Raw genomic sequence first — 17,861 nt, forward strand, 5'->3', positions numbered from 1 at the left:
TCTACCGGGGAACCGGGGACGTTACGGCGCCGGGCTGGCGGTATGTGGATACCCGCAGCGGGCCCGCGGGGAGAAGAAGTAGCGTCAGGCCCCGGCGAGCAGTTCCGCCAGGACATCCGCAGCGCCCTGGTGCCGGATGAGCCGCGCAGACTGCCCCGCCCACAGGGACATGAGATCCGTGTTTCCGGCAGCGGCGGCCGTCGGACGGAACCGGCCGGTCAGCCAGTTCTGGACGGGGAACGGAGCGATGGCCGGCGGCGCCAGTTCAGAGGTAACCCGGTTGGGGATTCCGCGTGCCAGCCGGCCGCTCAGCGCGCGGGTCAGGACCGTGTTTCCTGCGGCCGGGCTGTGCAGCAACTCCCGGTAGGCGGGCGCGGCGGCCGATTCACTGGTGGCCAGGAAGGCCGTGCCAACCTGGACACCGTCGGCTCCCAGCGCCCGGGCGGCGGCGAACCCGCGCCGGTCGGCGATGCCGCCCGCGGCGATGACGGGGATGCTGACGGCATCGGCCACCTGCGGGACCAGGGAGAACGTGCCCACCAAGGATTCCTCGGCAGGGCGGAGGAAGGACACACGGTGGCCGCCGGACTCCATGCCGCTGGCCACCACGGCATCCACGCCGCCCGCTTCAAGGGCCAGGGCCTCCTCCACGGTGGTGGCGGTCCCGGCCACTTTGATGCCGCGCCGGTGCGCTTCTTCCACAATTTCCGGCGCGGGGACACCAAAGACGAAGCTGACGACGGCGGGGGCTGCTTCGAGCGTCGCCTCCACCTGCTCGCCGTAGTCGGCCATGAAGCGCGCCGGCATGTCCGGCAGTTCGAGGCCAAGCTCTTCGAAATACGGCTGGAGGGCGCGGACATAGCTGTCGAACTCCGTCCGGGGCAGCTCCGTCGTTTCGCTGCCGGTGGGCACCCACAGATTAAGGGCGAACGGCTTGGCCGTGGCGGCACGTAGCTGCGCCGCCGTATCAAGGATCGCGGCGCCGTCGTACCCGTACAGGCCGTACGAACCCAGCCCGCCGCCGTCGGACACCGCTGCGGTGAGCGCCACGGAAGACACGCCGCCGAAGGGGCCAAGCACCACCGGCACGTCAATGCCGAGTACGTCCGTGGTCCTGCTGCGGCGTGAAGGGGCGTGGTCCTGCTGGGGCATGGCATTCTCCTGACGGATCCGGTGGTTTGCTGCTGCTTCGACCAGTCTTGCAGGGCCTGGCTGCCCTCCCAAGTCCCGGCCGGGTCCCGCTGCGTTCGTGGGAAGGGAAGCGCCGGCCACAGCCGCGCCGCCCGGCGATAGACTGCATTTCATCAGTGCAGGCGATCTAAGGAGAAGTTCATGGACTACACCGGAAGCCAGTCAGAAAAGGTTGTTCCGGCTGGTGAACTTGGCCGCAGCCACATCGGCCAGACCATCACCTTCCAGCCCAACGAGTTCACCGTGGTGTTTGGGAAGCTTGCCGGGATCGCGCGGACGGAAGCCATGGTTTACCTGTCACTGCAGGGCGTCGGAAACGGCACGCACTTGAAGGACGAGTACGACCTCCCGGCCACGCATGACGTGTATGTGCCGGTGGATGTCATCAGCAACGCGGAATCCACCATCAAGGACCTCTTCGGCAAAGTCCAGGAGAACCTCCGCGGCGGCGGCCACAGGGGCGGCGAGGACCGCACCGACAAGCTGTAGCCGTACTGACGGACGGTGGCTTTATCCAGCTGGAGCCACCGTCCGGCCACAGTTCAGCAGCGGGCGATAGGAGCGGGCCATGCCCCTTTATCTCTCAAAATTCAGTTACACCCCGGAGACGTGGTCACGGCTGACGCGTAATCCGGAAGACCGGCGGAAAGCTGCCCAGGCCTACATCGAATCCGTGGGCGGAAAACTCCAGCGGCTGGCGGAGATCATCGAGCTGGCCAAGCCGGCTGACAAGGCCGGCCTCAGCGTCCGGGACTGGGCCAGCATCACCGCAATGACTTCGCGCTGTCGGCGCCCGAGATGGTGCTGGCTGCCATTGCCCGTGTAACCACCAACCTTGGGTTGGGCACCGGGAGCACGGGTCCTCGCCGGCCACGTGCCAGGGATTGCTAGTCTCCTCGGATGGGGAAAGGGCTGCGGGCGGGGCAAATGAACGGTCGCTGGGACGGCGGGCTGCTGGACGTCGAACAGTCCGCCCTGGTCGCATCGTGGCTGGGTTCCCCGGAGCTCCTGGCGGACCTGTCTTGGGGACTCGTGGACACGAAGGTTCTCCACGTTCAGGCGCCCGCCGGGCAGTTCATCATCAAGGCCGGGGGACCCGGTAACCACCACCTCGGCCGCGAGATCGCAGCCCACCGGGCCTATACCCGCCCGCTGGTGGAGTGCGGGCGGGCAGGCCGCCTGTTCCACGCGGATACCAGCGCCAGTGTCCTGGTCATGGAGTACTTGGAGGGCCACCTGGTTGAGGGCACGGAAGCCGAACTGGCTCCGCCGGTGTACGCCCAGGCCGGTGAGCTGCTGAGGCTGTTCCATAACCAGGAGCGCCGCATCGATGACCGCTATGAGCTCCAGGCCACAGCGAAGTCACTCGCGTGGCTGGACCGTGCCCATCGGATTGATCCCGCACTAGAGCGGGAAGCCAGGCGGCGGCTGGCGGAATACCGGCCGCAGCCGGCCACGGTGGTTCCCACCCACGGTGACTGGCAACCGCGGAACTGGCTCATCCACTCCGGCGAAGTCCGGGTTATCGACTTCGGCCGGTTCGAGTTCCGCCCGGCTGCTACGGACCTGTGCAGGCTGGCAGTGCAGCAGTGGCGGGGACGGCCGGAGCTTGAACAGGCGTTCTTGTACGGCTACGGGACGGATCCCAGGTCTCACACTGTGTGGCGCATTGACCTGCTCCGGGAGGCAGTCGGCACGGCCGTCTGGGCATTCCAGGTGGGGGACGAAGCTTTCGAAAACCAGGGTCACCGCATGTTGCGCGAGGCGCTGGAGCGCTGGTGAGTGGCAGTATCAGCCGCCCCATTTCTGACGTGCGTTTCTGATTTCGACACGCAAACTCGATTTCGCGCCGGAGATACGGGGTGCGCCAGCGCGGATGCGCAGCGAAAACGGGAACGCGCAGCGAAACAGGGCGCCCCCGTCAGGTTGCAGGCGCCGCAGTGGTGGAGGCGCGCACCGTCAAGTGTGTGGGCATCACCGAGCGGGTGCGCGTGCCGCCGCCGCGGAGGGGATCCAGCTGTGCCAGCAGCATGGTCACCGCCACCCGCCCGGCCTGCTCGATGGGGGAGGACATGGTGGTCAGGGGAGGGTTGCAGAAATCGGCGCCGAAGATGTCATCGCAGCCCACGATGCTCATGTCCTCAGGAACCCGGACGCCCCGTTCGCGCAGCCGCTGCAGCATGCCGATGGCGATCAGGTCATTGAACACGATGCAGGCCGTCGCACCGCTGTGGACCGCGGTGTCCGCTGCCGCGGCGCCGGACTGGGTCTTCGGGGCGAACGGACCCAGCTTGACCACTTCGATGCCGCGCTCCTTGCCGGCTTCGGACAGGGCATCCCACCGGCGGGCGTTCGACTGGGACGAGACAGGGCCGGAGATGTACGCCACCCTGGTGTGGCCCAGCGAGATCAGGTGGTCCAGGGCCTGGCCGGTGGCTGCGGGGGTGTCGATGATGACCGCGGGAACCCCGGGCACATCCCGGTTGATGGCCACCAGCGGCATGGCCTCGGAGGCTGCCAGCAGGGCCTCGTCCGTCAGGCGGGAAGCCCCCACAATCAGGCCGTCCGCGCTCTTGCGGAGCTGCTGGATGGCGCTGGCCTCCACCTCGTCCGATTCTTCGGTGTCAACCAGGAGCTGCGTGTATCCGGCAGCTTTGAGCTGAAGCTGGGTTCCGCGGATCAGGTCGAAGTAGAAGGGGTTGGTGATGTCCGGGACCAGGACGCCCACGGCGCCGGTCTTTCCCGAGCTGAGGGCCTTGGCCTGCGAGTTCGGTGTGTAGTTGAGTTCGACGGCGGCGGCCTGGATCCGCTCGCGGGTGCGGATATTAACCCGTTCCGGCGTGGACAGTGCACGGGACACGGTGGACGGGGCTACGCCGCACACGGCAGCAATGTCGTGGATGGTCGCGGGGCGGCCCACTGAAACTGGCGGCAGTGCCATGGCGTTCCTCTCTGAACGGACTGGCGAGAGCGCGGTTGTGACCGGAGACACTGCGCTGAAAGCCCTAGGATGTCACGGATTGCACCTTATGGCAACCGGTTGTCAGTGAATTGCAACGCGGCTAATGTTGCAGGGGAAATGTGACACCAGCCACGGCATGCCGCCGGCCAAAGACGCGCCGGCATGCCCGCACCAAGGAGAAACCGTGAGCGAAACTGCAACCTGGCCCCTGTCCGGATTCGGCGACGAAATCGATCCTGATCCGCACGTGCAGGCCGCCGTGCTGCTGGCCCTGGGCGCCAGCCACATCGAGGTCCGGAGCGCGTGGGGGACGAACGTCTCCGAGCTCACGGCGGAGCAGGTGCGGGAACTGAAGGGCATCCTGGACGGGCGTGGACTGAAGGTTTCGGCCGTTGCCAGCCCCATCGGCAAGGTGGACGTCAGCCTGCCCGTGGAGCACGAGGTGGAACGCCTGCGTCAGATCATTTCCGTTGCCAAGGGCCTGGACACCCGCTACGTGCGGATCTTCTCCTTCTACCGCGCCGAGGCCCAAAGCGCCGAAGACATCCGCGACGACGTCCTGGTCCGCATGGCCGCGCTGGCAGCGGAAGCCGAGGCGGCCGGCGTCGTGCTCCTGCACGAAAACGAAAAAGACATCTATGGCGACACCCCCGAGCGTGTCCTGGACATCATGGAGACGGTTGCCTCCCCGGCGCTCCGCGTCGCGTGGGACAACGCCAACTTCGTGCAGGTGGGCGTCAAGCCGTACACCGCGGGCTACGCCATGCTCCGGCCCTACCTCGAATACTTCCAGGTCAAGGACGCGCTGTTCAGCACCGGCGAAGTAGTTCCGTCGGGCCACGGCGACGGCGAACTGGACGCCACGGTGGCCGCCCTGAAAGCGGACGGCTTCAGTGGTTTCGCCTCCCTTGAGCCGCACCTTGCCAGCGCCCACGAACTGGGCGGCTTCTCCGGCCCGGTGGCGTTCGGCATCGCCGCCCGCGCCTTCGCCGCTCTCGCCGACAAGCATGGGGTTTCGTTCTCGTGACGGCGAGGGCGGCCGTCATCGGGTGCGGCGACGTTTCCTCCGTCCACTTCGAGGCCATTGCCAAGCTCGACGACGCCGTGCTGGCCGGGGTTTGCGACCCCGACCCCCAGCGGCTCGCCGCAGCCGTGGAGACTTTTGGTGTTCCGGGCTTCAGTGACCACCTCAGCCTGATCGAGCAGGTCCGGCCGGATGTAGTGCACATCTGCACACCGCACAATGAGCATGCTTCCATTGCCGCGGATTGCCTGGAAAAAGGCGTGAACGTCATTGTGGAGAAGCCGCTGGCCCACACGCTGGCCGAAGGCCGGCGCCTGGTGGCCGCAGCTGAAGCGAACCACGCAAAGATCGCTGTCTGCTTCCAGAACCGGTACAACGCCACATCCCAGGCGATGCACCAGCTCCTGGCAACCGGTGACCTGGGGGTTGTGGTGGGTGCCTCCGCCACTGTCATGTGGCAGCGCACTGCGGATTACTACCGCAACCGGCCCTGGCGCGGAACCTGGGAAGGCGGCGGCGGTGGCCTCCTCATGAACCAGGCCATCCACACCCTGGACCTGCTGCAATGGCTGGCGGGGGACATCACTGCCGTCAGCGGCAACGCGTCGACCCGTTTCCTGGGCGGTGACATCGAGGTGGAGGACACGGCGGAATTCGTGGCCGAGCATGCCAGCGGTGCCCGCAGCGCCTTCTACGCCACCCTGGCGAATCCGTACAACGCCCCGGTGACCCTGGACGTCGTCACCGAAAAGGCCGTCCTGAACCTGCGCGGCGACCTGACGGTGACGTACGCCGACGGGCGCGTGGAGGTGGTGCCCGAACGCAGGAGCGCCTCCGGCGGGCGCGACTACTGGGGTGTGTCCCACGAACTGCTGATTGCCGATTTCTACGCCCGCCTCGATGACGCAGAGCCGTTCTGGATCAGCCCGGCCGAAGCCGAGAAATCGCTGCGGATCATCAAGGACATCTACCGCCAGAGCTACCCGGACGCGGCTGAAACCGTTTCCTGAGAAACGGCTGCAAAACAAAAGTGCAACTTTTCTGACAACCGGTTGCCAAAGATGGCAACGATGCGTACTGTGGGTTTCACAAGCAGTGTGGCGCAGGCCACATGCTTTCACCTCGAGCACTACTCCACTCATTCAAGGAGCCAACAATGAAGTTAGGTCCCAAGGCGGCAGCGGCCGCCCTCGTACTGAGTGCCTCAATGGCACTCACTGCCTGCGGCGGCGGCAACGCCGGAGCAGGTGCGAATCCCGGTGGCACCACGGTTACCGCGCTCACGCTGGGAACCTTGCGGGACCTGACCTCGTGGGATCCGGCCCAGGCCCATGTTGGGCACGCGCTCCAGCCCTACCAGGCGGCTTACGACTCGCTGATCCTGCGCGAACCGGACGGCAAGCTCAGCCCGATGCTGGCCACGGAGTGGAAGTACAACGACGCCCGGACCAAGCTGACCCTCGATCTGCGCACTGATGTCACCTTCAGTGACGGCGCCAAGTTCGATGCCGAAGCCGCCAAGGCAAACCTGGACCACTTCAAGGAGGCCAATGGTCCGCAGATGGCGCAGCTGAGTTCGGTCTCCGACGTTGCCGTGGTGGACGCGGACACCGTGGACATCAACCTCAGCGCCCCGGATCCGGCGCTGGAGTTCTTCCTCAGCCAGGCGGCCGGCCTGATGGGCAGCCCCAAGGCGCTCGGCACCGACGCCATCAAGACCGAACCGGTGGGTTCCGGTCCCTACGTTATGGACAAAGCCGCTTCGGTGAAGGATTCGCAGAGCGTCTTCAACGCCCGCGAAGGGTACTGGAACAAGGACCTCCAGAAGTACAAGAAGCTCACCCTCAAGATCCTCCTGGATCCGACCGCCCGCACCAACGCACTGGTATCCGGCCAGATCGATGCCACGCTTCTTGACCCGAAGAACGGCAAGCAGGCCGAGGGCGCCAAGATGAAGCTCGAAGCCAACCAGGTGGACTGGGCAGGCCTGCTCCTCCTGGACCGCGACGGCGCCAAGAACCCGGCACTGGCCAACCTTAAGGTCCGCCAGGCCATCAACTACGCCTTCGACCGCAAGACCATCCTGGACCAGGTGATGCTTGGCCAGGGCACTCCCACCTCGCAGCCGTTCGGCAAGGACAGCGGAGCCTGGAGCGAAGAGCTGGAGAACTACTACAGCTACGATCCCGCCAAGGCCAAGGAGCTCATCAAGGAATCGGGATTTGAAGGCAACATCAGCATCGACGTTCCCACCCTGCCGGGGGCTGAGACCCTGATCTCCGTCCTCAAGCAGCAGCTGGCTGATGTGGGAATCACGCTCAATCCCGGTGCGGCCATCACCAACACCTTCACGGCAGACGTTGCGGCGCAGAAATACAGCGCTCTCTACTTCAACCTGTTCCAGGGCGAGCCCACGGTCGCGATTGACCAGATCGTCTCCGCCAAGGCACTCTACAACCCGTTCAAGTCCGCTACTCCCGAGCTTGACGCCAAGATCCAGGCTGTCCGCACCGCCGGAGACAATGCCGGAGAAACTGCCAAGGAAGTCAACAAGTATGTGGTTGAGCAGGCCTGGTTTGCTCCGCTCTTCCGCGTCAACCAGATGTACTACCACAACGACAAGGTGAACGTCGTGCCGCAGGCACAGCAGGCCGTTCCGTCCATCTACAACTACTCGCCTGCCAAGTAGGACCCCATGATCAAGTTCATTGCGAAGAGGCTGGCCAGCGGGGTGGTGGTGCTGCTCGTGGTCTCGATACTTACCTACACGCTGCTGTACACGGCCAGCGGCAGCATTGCCCAAAACATCCTGGGCGACCAGGCCACTCCCGAACAGGTTGCCGCGAAGGAACACGAACTGGGGCTCGATCAGCCCCTGTTCACCCGTTACTTCTCGTGGCTGGGCGACGCCTTGAGCGGGAACCTTGGGGCCTCGTGGTTCACCTCCGAACCGGTCGCCAACTCCTTGGCCACGCGGATTCCGGTAACCATGACCATGGTTTTCGCCGCAATGATCCTGATCGCCATCTGCGCAGCACTCATTGGTGTTGCCGCAGCCGTCAAGCGCGGCTGGGTGGACAGGGTGGTACAGGTGGGCGCGATCATTGGCGACTCCATTCCGGGGTACGTGATCGGCGTGTTCCTGGTAACCGTCCTGGCCATCCAGCTTGGCTTCTTCCCGGCCACCAGCACCATCTCTCCGGAAGTGGGGCCCGAGGCCTGGGTGGTTTCGATGACACTGCCCGTCATCGCACTGCTCATCAACGGGGTGACCGGTGGTGCCCAGCAGATCCGCAGCGCAGTCATCAAGCAGCTGGAACGCGATTACGTCCGGACGCTCCGCAGCCGCGGCGTCGGTGAGAGGGAGATTCTCTTCAAGCACGTGCTGCGCAGCGCGGCACCTGCCGGGCTCACCGTGCTGAGCCTGCAGCTGATCGGCATGCTGGGCGGCGTGGTGATCATCGAGCAGATCTTCGCCCTTCCCGGGATGGGCCCCCTGGCAGTGGCTGCTACCGGCCAGACTGACCTTCCCGTCGTCATGGGAGTCGTGATGTACACCGTGGTGGTGGTCATCGTGGTGAACCTCCTGGTGGACATCCTCAATGGTTGGCTCAACCCGAAAGTACGTGTGTCATGAGCGATTCCGTAGATGCAACAGCCGTAGCCGTTGCGGCCACAAAGACGGGCCAGAGCGGCACCGTGGTCCGGTCCTCCGTCCTTCTCCGCTTGCTCAAGAACCCCATGGGCATCGCATCGCTGATCATCCTGGTCAGCATCGCCTTGCTGGCGATCTTCGCCCCGGTACTGGCTCCTTTCGAGGAGAACTTCGCGAACATCAGCAAGACCCTCGCTGCGCCGGACTCCACCAACATCCTTGGAACGGACAGCGCCGGCCGCGATACCTGGAGCCGCCTGCTCTTCGGTGCCCAGCTGACTTTGCTCTCGGCCTTGCTGTGCGCCGGCGTGGCCATTGCCATCGGATTGCCCGCAGGACTGATCGCGGGCTACTACGGCGGCAAGTTTGAAGGTGTCTCCAACTGGGTAGTCAGCATCCTCATGAGCCTCCCGGGCCTGATCGTGCTGCTCACCATCCGGGCAGCCTTTGGACCGTCGGTCTGGATCTCCATGATCGCGTTCGGCATCCTCATCAGCCCGTCCTACTTCCGCCTCACCCGCACCGCGGTCCAGTCGGTGCGGAACGAGCTCTATGTTGACGCCGCCCGCGTCTCCGGCCTGTCCGACTGGAGCATCATCGCCCGGCACATCTTCTCGGTGGTCCGCGCACCGATCATCATCCAGACCGCCGCGATCGCCGGCGTGGCCATCGCCATCCAGTCCGGCCTTGAGTTCCTGGGACTCGGCGATCCCACCAAGGCAACGTGGGGCGTCATGCTCTCCGAAGGCTTCAAGAACGTCTACCTGACGCCTTCCTTGCTCCTCTGGCCGGCCTTGGCCATGGCCCTCACCATCGGGGGCCTCGTGCTCCTGGGCAACGCCATCCGCGACGCCCTGGAAGATGGCGAAAAGATCAAGCACCGCAGGAAGCGCTCGGGTTCTTCGACGGAACGCACGACGGCGGAGCCCGCCAAGGCGCGCCCGTCGCGGAAGTCCGTGGCCGCCGTCGAGCGTGGAACCGAGCACCACCTGGTCAAGGTCACCAACCTCGGCGTCGGATACCCGCAGGCCGACGGTTCCATCAAGAAGGTGGTTGACGACGTCTCCTTCCATGTGGATCGGGGCGAAATCCTGGGCATCGTTGGGGAGTCAGGCTCAGGCAAGTCGCAGACCGCCTTCTCCATCCTGGGACTGCTGCCGGACAACGCACGGATCGTCGCCGGTTCCATCCAGTTCGACGGCAACTACACGGTTGCCCCGGGCGAGGACAGGGTGAGCCAGGAGCGGTTGTCCAAGCTGCGCGGCAAGCGGATCTCCTACATTCCGCAGGAGCCCATGAGCAACCTGGATCCCGCGTTCACCATCGGCTACCAGTTGGTCACGCCCATGGTGCGCGTGCTGGGCATCTCCAAGGCGGAAGCCCGGACCCGGGCACTGAAGTTGCTGACCGACGTCGGAATCGTGAACCCGGAACGCACCTTCAACGCCTACCCGCACGAAGTGTCCGGCGGCATGGCGCAGCGTGTGCTGATCGCCGGTGCCATCAGCTGCGAACCGGACCTGGTCATCGCCGATGAACCCACCACCGCACTGGACGTCACCGTGCAGGCCGATGTCCTGGACCTGCTGCGCGAGCTGCAGCAGCGGCTGAACATCGGCGTCGTCCTGGTGACTCACAACTTCGGTGTGGTTGCCGATCTCTGCGACCGCGTAGCGGTGATGCAGAACGGCCGCCTCGTGGAGGAGGGCGCCGTCCGCGATATCCTCCGCAACCCGAAAGAGACATACACGCGGACCCTTCTGGGGTCCATGCTCGAAGGCAAGACGCCCATGACCATGCTCGTATCCCCGCCGGAGGGACCCGTGGCGCACGGTGAAACCTCCCGGCACGCAACCGCAGAAAAGGAGCCGGTGTCATGAGTACTGTTTCGCGGCAGGGTGCACCACTGCTGAGCGTCGAGAACCTGGTGGTGGAATACCCCAGCAAGAAGTTCCGTGCCAAGCCATTCCGTGCCCTGACTGACATCAACATCACTATCGGCCAGGGTGAAACCCTAGGCCTGGTGGGGGAATCAGGGTCCGGCAAAACCACGCTGGGACGGGCGGTCCTGGGCCTGGCACCAGTAACCCAGGGCAAGGTTATCTTCGAAGGCAATGACATCAGCAACGCCTCCCGCAAAGACCGCCGGACCCTGAGCAGGGACCTGCAGGTGGTGTTCCAGGACCCCTACACATCGCTGAACCCTGCCCTGGAGATCGGTGACATCCTGGCGGAACCGCTGGGCGTCCAAGGCTTGGAGAAGGATGCTGCCAGGAAACGGGTCAAGGAACTGCTGGATCAGGTGGGCCTGCCATCAGACGCCATCCACCGGCTTCCCCGCGAGTTCAGCGGTGGTCAACGGCAGCGTGTGGCCATCGCCCGGGCCCTGGCCCTGTCGCCCAAATTGATTGTCTGCGACGAGCCCGTCAGCGCCCTGGACCTCTCCACGCAGGCCCGGGTATTGGACCTGTTCCTGCAGATCCAGAAGGACACCGGTGTTTCCTATCTGTTCGTCTCCCACGACCTGGACGTGGTCCGACACATCAGCCACCGGGTAGCCGTCATGTTCCGCGGTGAAATCGTGGAGCAAGGCCCGGCGGAAACCGTCACCCGGAACCCTGAGCACCCGTACACCCAGCGCCTGCTCCTGGCGTCTCCGGTTCCCGATCCCGACAGGCAGGAGCAGCGCCGCGCTGACCGGCACCGCCTGCTGGAACAACAGCGCCAACAGACCGAACAGGCCGGCGCGGCAGCCTGACGCAGCCGATCCCAGCCCAGACCCATAGGGCCCTACCGGGCCGGAACAACGGAGGAATGACGTGGCCAAAATAGGCGTACAAGCCATGATGCTCAAGGACAGCTTCGCGGACATCGGGGCGTTCGAGACGCTGCGCAAGGTCAGTGCGATCGGCTACAACGCGGTGGAGATCTCGCAGATCCCCATGACACCGGAGAACGTGGCCGAGCTGGACCGGTCCCGCAACGAACTCGGCATGGACATCGCCGCATTGTCGGTCAATGTTGAAGGCCGGAAGGGCATGCCGGTGGAATCGCTGGCCGAGAACTTCGACAAGATCGTGGAAGATGCCAAGCAGCTGGACACCTCGCTGCTGCGGATCGGCATGCTGCCCTTTCCCGCCATGAAGTCACTGGATGCCGTGGTGGACTTTGCCAAGCAAGCCAACGGGTATGCGGAGCGGCTCCAGGAGCACGGCATCAGCCTGTACTACCACAACCACCACATCGAGTTCGCGAAGTTTGACGGCAAGTACATGCTGGACATCATCGCGGACAACTCCCCGGCCATGGGCATGGAAATCGACGTCCACTGGGTGCAGCGCGGCGGCCTTGACCCGGTCCGCACGCTGGAAAAGTACGCCGGCAAGACGGCCATGGTGCACTTGAAGGACTACCGGATCGGACAGATGCCGGAATCATCGTTCGGGCTGCTGGAGAAGGGTGATTTCCCCGGCTTCATGGCCGAATTCAAGAACGTGGTCCAGTTCGCCGAGGTGGGCGAGGGCAACCTGGACTTCCCCTCCATCGTTCCCGCCGCCGTCGAAGCCGGAGCCCAGTACCTGCTGGTGGAGCAGGATGAGCTGTACGGCCGCACTGTGTGGGACGCCCTTCAAACCTCCTGCGACAACCTGGCCGCCATGGGCCACGGGGACCTCTTCTAATTTTCGAACGAACAAACGGAGTACAACCACATGAGCAAGAAAGTACGCCTCGGCATCATCGGCCTGGGCCAGCAGGGCGGCGCCTACGCCAAGTTCATCACCGACGGACTGGTGCCGAACATGGAAATCGCGGCCATCTGCGACACGGACCCCGCCAAGAAGGAACTTGCCGCGTCAACCTACCCTGACGTTCCCTTCCATGATGACTACATCGCCATGCTCGACAGCGGCGACGTGGACGCCGTGGTCACCTGCGTCCCGCACTACCTCCATCCAGAAATGGGCATCGCGGCGCTGCAGCGCAACGTCCACGCCCTGGTGGAAAAGCCGGCTGGTGTTTACACCAAGCAGGTCAAGGAACTGAACGAATTCGCGGCGTCCAAGCCGGAACTCTCCTTCGCCATCATGTTCAACCAGCGCAACAATCCGCTGTACCGCAAGATCAAGGAGATCGTGGACAACGGCGAGATCGGTGCCATCCGCCGGACCAACTGGATCATCACCACCTGGTGGCGTCCGCAGGGCTACTACAACTCCAGCGCCTGGCGGGCCACCTGGGGCGGCGAGGGTGGCGGCGTGCTGGTCAACCAGGCCCCGCACCAGCTGGACCTGTGGCAGTGGATCTGCGGTGTACCCAAGTCCGTCTACGCCAAGGTGGCCTACGGTTTCCGCCGGGACATCGCCGTCGAGGATGAAGTCACCGCGGTGGTGGACTACGGCGACGGCGCCACCGGCGTCTTCGTCACCGCCACGCACGACCTCACCGGCACCGACCGCTTCGAGATCCTGGGCGACCAGGGCAAGATCGTCGTCGAAGGCTCCAAGACCGCCACCGTCACGCGCCTGAACAAGCCCGAGCGGGAACTCAGCGACGGCATGGGCATGGATGACGTCCGCAAGCTCTTCATGGGCCAGCTGAAGCCCGAGGAGTACTACACCACCGAGGTCATCGAGTTCGAGTCCGTCTGGGGCGGCCAGCACGCCGGTGTCCTGGAGAACTTTGCCGCCAACATCCTGGACGGCACGCCGCTGCTGGCCCCGGGCTCCGACGGCATCAACGGCGTCCGCCTGGCCAATGCCATCCACCTCTCCAGCTGGACCGGCACCGAAGTGGGCCTGGACTTCGACGAGGACGTGTTCCTGGCCGAGCTGAACAAGCGGATCGCCGCCGAAGGCCAGTTCCCCGAGCGGAGCTGACCGGCCCTGATGGCCAGCGGTTACCCTGCAACAGCAGGGCAACCGCTGGCCATTTCCGATCCTTCCCTCGTTAGGATGGGGCAGTGAGCGAATCCAGGACGCAGGACCTTTCCGATTCATCCGCCGAAGCCCGGAAACCGGTCCGCAGCGGCAAATCGAGCGCCACCATCTATGACATTGCCAAGCTGGCCGGCGTGAACCCCTCCACGGTTTCCCGCGCGCTCAGCAAGCCAGGCCGGGTCAGCGCCAAGACCCAGAAGCTGATCGAGGACGCCGCCGCCCAGCTCGAGTACCGGGTCAACCCCTTCGCCCGGGCCCTGCCCACCGGCCGCACCAACACCCTGGCCCTCATCGTCGCCGACATCACCAACCCCACGTTCTTCGGCATCATCCGCGGCGCTGAGTCCACGGCCACTGCCCGCGACTACACCCTGATGCTCGCCGAGTCCGCCGAATCCGCAGACACGGAATTGACAGCAGCGCGCCGAATGCTGACCACGGTGGACGGCCTTATCCTGGCCAGCCCCCGCATGGACGATGCCCGCATCCGCGAACTGGCCCAGGAGAAGCCGGTGGTGGTGATCAACCGCCAGGTGGACGGCGTCCCCTCGGTGGTGCCGGATGTGAACAAGGGCATTGGCGAGGCCGTGCGGAACCTCGCAGCCAACGGCCACCGGAAGGTGGCCTACGTTGCCGGACCGCCGCAGTCCTGGATGACCACCCGCCGCTGGGAGGGCGTCAAGGCTGCCTGCGAGTGGTCCCACCTGGAGTGCGTCCAGCTTCCGTCCTCCAAGCCAACGGTCGACGGCGGCAGGCAGGTTGCGCGCGACGTCGTCGCCAGCGGTGCCACGGCAGTGATGACGTACAACGACCTCCTTGCCATCGGCCTGATGCAGGAGCTGCTGGCCGCGGGCGTGCAGGTTCCGGACCGGATCAGCATTGTGGGTTTCGACGATATCTTCGGTGCGGATTTCACCACCCCGGCGCTGACCACCATCCGGTCACCGATGACGGCCTGCGGCACCGAGGCGGCAACCCTGCTGCTGGAGGTGCTGCACGGCGCGGAGGAAGTGTCCCCGGCGCTGCAGGTGGAAACCGAGCTGGTGCTGCGCGGTTCCAGCGGCCGGCTCCTGGCGGCGGACCACCCTGCCTGACACCCTGCGCCACTGAATGGCAATTTTTGGCAACCGGTTGACAAATGATGGTTGCCAAAACGATCATTGATCTATGTCACAGTCCATTGCTTCCCACCCCGACCGGCTCCTGCCCGCTGACCCCGGAACGCGGAGCATCGCCCGCGGCCTGCTGGAACGCGTCCAGGACCTGCCCATCATTTCCCCCCACGGCCACGTTGACGCCGCCGTCATCGAGCACAACACCGCCTTTCCTGACCCGGCAGCGCTGCTGGTCAGCCCGGACCACTACGTCACCCGCCTGATCCACGCCAGCGGTGTTGACCAGGACCTGCTGCGGCCCCAGGCGGGCGCCCAGGGCGACCCCAACGCGATGCCGGACGCCCGCACCGTGTGGCGCGAGTTCTGCAAGGCCTGGCCGCTGTTCGAAGGCACGGCCTCCGGCTACTGGCTGCGTACCCAGTTCCAGAGCGTGTTCGGCCTCCGGGAAGAGCCGAACGCCGCTGACCCCGATGCCAGCTACGACGCCATCTCCGCCCGCCTCCAGGAACCCGGCTTCCGTCCCCGCGAACTCTTCAAGGACTTCAACATCGAGGTGCTCGCCACCACCGATGACCCGCTGGACACCCTGGCCAGCCACCAGGCCATCGCCGCGGACCCGTCCTTCCACGGCCGCGTCCTGCCCACGTTCCGGCCCGACCAGTACCTGAACATCGCGCACCCGCAGTGGCAGGACAACGTGGAGCGGCTCATTGCCGCAGCGGGTGACGGCGGCACGGGCTACGGCGGGTACATCACCGCCCTCGAGAACCGCCGCCGCTACTTCGTGGACAACGGCGCCGTCTCCGCCGATCACGGCGTCCGCACGCCACGGACCCTCAAGCTCAGCGATTCCGAAGCGTCCCGCCTGTTCGACGCTGCCCGCTCCGGCAAGGCCACGGCGCAGGACCGCGAAGACTTCGAAGCGCACATGATGTACCAGATGGCCCGGATGTCCGTGGAGGACGGGCTGGTGATGACCATCCACCCCGGCTCCTTCCGCAACCACCACGAACCCACCTTCAACGCTTACGGCGCGGACAGCGGCCACGACATCCCCTTCGCCATCGACTACACCGAAGCGGTCCGGCCGCTGCTGCAGGATTTCGGCACCGCCAAGGACTTCCACCTGGTGCTGTTCACCATGGACGAGACGGTCTTTTCCCGGGAACTGGCGCCGCTGGCCGGGTTCTATCCGTCAGTGTTCCTCGGTGCACCGTGGTGGTTCCTCGATGCCCCGGACGCCATGCTCCGCTTCCGCTCTGCCGTGACCGAGACGGCCGGGTTCTCCCGCTCGTCCGGCTTCATCGATGACACGCGCGCCTTCTGCTCCATTCCCGCCCGGCATGACGCCTCGCGCCGGATCGAGGCCTCCTTCCTGGCCCGCCTGGTGGCCGAGCACCGGGTCACCGAGGAGCGCGCCCATGAGCTCATCGTCGACATCGTTGACGGCTCCCCGCGAAGGGTCTTCAAGCTGTGACCATCGAAAAGATTGCCGCCGGACCGTCCGGGGCCGCCGCTACCCATCCCGGGGCCGCGTCACCTTCCGTCCCGCAGCTCAGCCGGACCCTGCGGCCCGTGCCCAAGGCGCCCGTCAGGATCGTCCATCTGGGCCTTGGCGCTTTCCACCGCTCGCACCAGGCCTGGTACACGCAGCACGCCGGGGATGCCGCCGAGTGGGGCATTGCAGCGTTCACCGGACGCCGCCCGGACGCCGCTGATGCCCTGTCAGGGCAGGACGGCCTGTACACGGTGGTTGAGCGCGGGGACGCCGGCGACACCTTCGAAGTCGTTGGCAGCATCGTCGAAGCGGTGGACGGAGCCGACGCCGGCCGCCTCACCGCGCTGATCGCCGCCGCGGGCACCGCCGTCGTCACGCTGACCATCACCGAGGCCGCCTACGGGCTCGGGTCCGACGGCCACCTGGACAGGAAATCCCCCGGCGTCGCCGCGGACCTCCAGGAACTCGCCGCCGGCCCGGACGGCAGGCCGGCCACCCCGGTGGGCCGATTGGTCCAGGCCCTCAGTGCCCGCAAGGCTGCCGACGGCGGACCGCTCGCCGTCGTCTCCTGCGACAACCTCTCCAACAACGGCACCGTGGCCAGCACCGCGGTGGTGGGCATGGCGGAGGCGTGGGATCCGGAGCTCGCGGCCTGGATCGCGGAAAACATCAGCTTTGTCAGCACTTCCGTGGACCGCATTACCCCGCGGACCACGGACGCCGACATCGAGTCCGTCAAAGCCGCCTGCGGGTACTTCGATAACTCGCCGGTGGTGGCCGAGCCCTTCCGCAACTGGGTCCTCAGCGGCGACTTCCCGGCCGGACGCCCGCGCTGGGAGGACGCCGGGGCCGTCTTCGTCGACGAGATCGAACCTTACGAGAACCGCAAGCTCTGGCTGCTGAACGGCGCCCATTCGCTGCTGGCCTACGCCGGCCAGCTCCGCGGGCACGCAACCGTTGCCGAAGCCCTGGCAGACGCGGTGTGCCTGGCCGCCGTCGAACGTTTCTGGGACGAAGCGGAGGCCAACCTCACGGGCGCGGCAGCCCACGGTGCCGACCTGCAGATACCGGCCTACCGGGAGCAGCTGCTGGCGCGGTTCCGCAATGCGCGGATTGCGCACCACCTGAGCCAGATCGCCATGGACGGCAGCACCAAGCTGCGGATGCGTGCCGTTCCCGTCCTGACGGCAGAGCGCCACGGCGGGAGGTCCGGTGAGGGCGCGGCCGCCATGATCGCGGCGTGGGTTGCTTTCTGCGTCGACGCAGCAGGCAGCGGCCACTCTGTCCAGGACCCTCTGTCGGATGACATCGCGGCCGCCTGCGCGCTGGCCGGGGCGGACCGGGTGCAGGCCCTGCTCGCACTGCTGAGCGTCCCGCTCTCGCAGGATGGTGCCGTAGTGGAGCTCGTCGCCGGACTCGCCGCAGGCTTCGCCCGCCAAGAGGCGTAGGCCGCCCTTCACCCGCCGGCGGCCCGACAGC

The 17,861-nt window shown here is 65.8% G+C and carries 16 protein-coding genes; 14 read left to right on the forward strand and 2 right to left on the reverse strand.

Annotated elements, in window-relative coordinates:
- Positions 1–84 precede the first annotated feature (84 nt).
- Complete coding sequence (locus tag ACFV4R_RS07775) at positions 85–1,152, reverse strand: NAD(P)H-dependent flavin oxidoreductase (protein WP_377201816.1); 1,068 nt, start codon at positions 1,150–1,152, stop codon at positions 85–87.
- A gap of 180 nt (positions 1,153–1,332) precedes the next feature.
- On the opposite strand from ACFV4R_RS07775, the gene ACFV4R_RS07780 reads away from it, so the two are divergent.
- The 3 genes from ACFV4R_RS07780 (at position 1,333) to ACFV4R_RS07790 (ending at position 2,973) form a co-directional block, all read left to right on the forward strand.
- Positions 1,333–1,680, forward strand: coding sequence for a hypothetical protein (locus tag ACFV4R_RS07780; RefSeq protein ID WP_091718143.1), 348 nt, complete (start codon positions 1,333–1,335; stop codon positions 1,678–1,680).
- A 79-nt stretch (positions 1,681–1,759) separates the two neighbouring features.
- The gene (locus tag ACFV4R_RS07785; protein WP_377201817.1) at positions 1,760–2,017 is read left to right on the forward strand and encodes a hypothetical protein; all 258 of its coding nucleotides are present in this window, start codon (positions 1,760–1,762) and stop codon (positions 2,015–2,017) included.
- A gap of 101 nt (positions 2,018–2,118) precedes the next feature.
- Positions 2,119–2,973 (forward strand): phosphotransferase, encoded by an 855-nt coding sequence (locus ACFV4R_RS07790; RefSeq protein WP_377201818.1) that lies wholly within the window; start codon positions 2,119–2,121, stop codon positions 2,971–2,973.
- A 139-nt stretch (positions 2,974–3,112) separates the two neighbouring features.
- On the opposite strand, the gene ACFV4R_RS07795 is transcribed toward ACFV4R_RS07790, so the two are convergent.
- On the reverse strand, positions 3,113–4,132 hold the full coding sequence (locus tag ACFV4R_RS07795) for a LacI family DNA-binding transcriptional regulator (protein WP_377201819.1): 1,020 nt from the start codon (positions 4,130–4,132) through the stop codon (positions 3,113–3,115).
- 205 nt (positions 4,133–4,337) lie between these two features.
- Between ACFV4R_RS07795 and ACFV4R_RS07800 the strand changes: the two genes are divergently transcribed.
- From ACFV4R_RS07800 to ACFV4R_RS07850, 11 genes are all read left to right on the forward strand, one after another.
- Positions 4,338–5,180 carry a sugar phosphate isomerase/epimerase family protein gene (locus ACFV4R_RS07800; protein WP_377201820.1) on the forward strand — a complete coding sequence of 281 codons (843 nt, stop codon included), beginning with the start codon at positions 4,338–4,340 and terminating at the stop codon, positions 5,178–5,180.
- Positions 5,177–6,187 (forward strand): Gfo/Idh/MocA family protein, encoded by a 1,011-nt coding sequence (locus ACFV4R_RS07805; protein ID WP_377201821.1) that lies wholly within the window; start codon positions 5,177–5,179, stop codon positions 6,185–6,187. The genes ACFV4R_RS07800 and ACFV4R_RS07805 overlap by 4 nt, the downstream gene beginning before the upstream one ends.
- Before the next feature lie 146 nt (positions 6,188–6,333).
- Positions 6,334–7,866, forward strand: a complete 1,533-nt coding sequence (locus ACFV4R_RS07810) for an ABC transporter substrate-binding protein (protein ID WP_377201822.1) — start codon at positions 6,334–6,336, stop codon at positions 7,864–7,866.
- A gap of 6 nt (positions 7,867–7,872) precedes the next feature.
- The gene (locus tag ACFV4R_RS07815) at positions 7,873–8,814 is read left to right on the forward strand and encodes an ABC transporter permease (protein ID WP_377201823.1); all 942 of its coding nucleotides are present in this window, start codon (positions 7,873–7,875) and stop codon (positions 8,812–8,814) included.
- The gene (locus ACFV4R_RS07820) at positions 8,811–10,712 is read left to right on the forward strand and encodes a dipeptide/oligopeptide/nickel ABC transporter permease/ATP-binding protein (protein ID WP_377201824.1); all 1,902 of its coding nucleotides are present in this window, start codon (positions 8,811–8,813) and stop codon (positions 10,710–10,712) included. The genes ACFV4R_RS07815 and ACFV4R_RS07820 overlap by 4 nt, the downstream gene beginning before the upstream one ends.
- Complete coding sequence (locus ACFV4R_RS07825; RefSeq protein ID WP_377201825.1) at positions 10,709–11,590, forward strand: ATP-binding cassette domain-containing protein; 882 nt, start codon at positions 10,709–10,711, stop codon at positions 11,588–11,590. Before ACFV4R_RS07820 ends, ACFV4R_RS07825 begins: the two co-directional genes overlap by 4 nt.
- Before the next feature lie 61 nt (positions 11,591–11,651).
- Positions 11,652–12,512, forward strand: coding sequence for a sugar phosphate isomerase/epimerase family protein (locus ACFV4R_RS07830; protein ID WP_377201826.1), 861 nt, complete (start codon positions 11,652–11,654; stop codon positions 12,510–12,512).
- A 30-nt stretch (positions 12,513–12,542) separates the two neighbouring features.
- The gene (locus ACFV4R_RS07835) at positions 12,543–13,709 is read left to right on the forward strand and encodes a Gfo/Idh/MocA family protein (RefSeq protein ID WP_377201827.1); all 1,167 of its coding nucleotides are present in this window, start codon (positions 12,543–12,545) and stop codon (positions 13,707–13,709) included.
- Positions 13,710–13,792: 83 nt separating this feature from the next.
- The gene (locus ACFV4R_RS07840; RefSeq protein ID WP_377201828.1) at positions 13,793–14,863 is read left to right on the forward strand and encodes a LacI family DNA-binding transcriptional regulator; all 1,071 of its coding nucleotides are present in this window, start codon (positions 13,793–13,795) and stop codon (positions 14,861–14,863) included.
- A 73-nt stretch (positions 14,864–14,936) separates the two neighbouring features.
- Positions 14,937–16,361, forward strand: a complete 1,425-nt coding sequence (uxaC, locus tag ACFV4R_RS07845) for a glucuronate isomerase (protein WP_377201829.1) — start codon at positions 14,937–14,939, stop codon at positions 16,359–16,361.
- 11 nt (positions 16,362–16,372) lie between these two features.
- A complete protein-coding gene (locus ACFV4R_RS07850; protein WP_377201878.1) occupies positions 16,373–17,830 on the forward strand; it encodes a mannitol dehydrogenase family protein in 1,458 nt (485 codons plus the stop codon).
- Positions 17,831–17,861 lie beyond the last annotated feature (31 nt).

This window comes from Pseudarthrobacter sp. NPDC059871 (assembly GCF_042731175.1).
GTDB lineage: Bacteria > Actinomycetota > Actinomycetes > Actinomycetales > Micrococcaceae > Arthrobacter.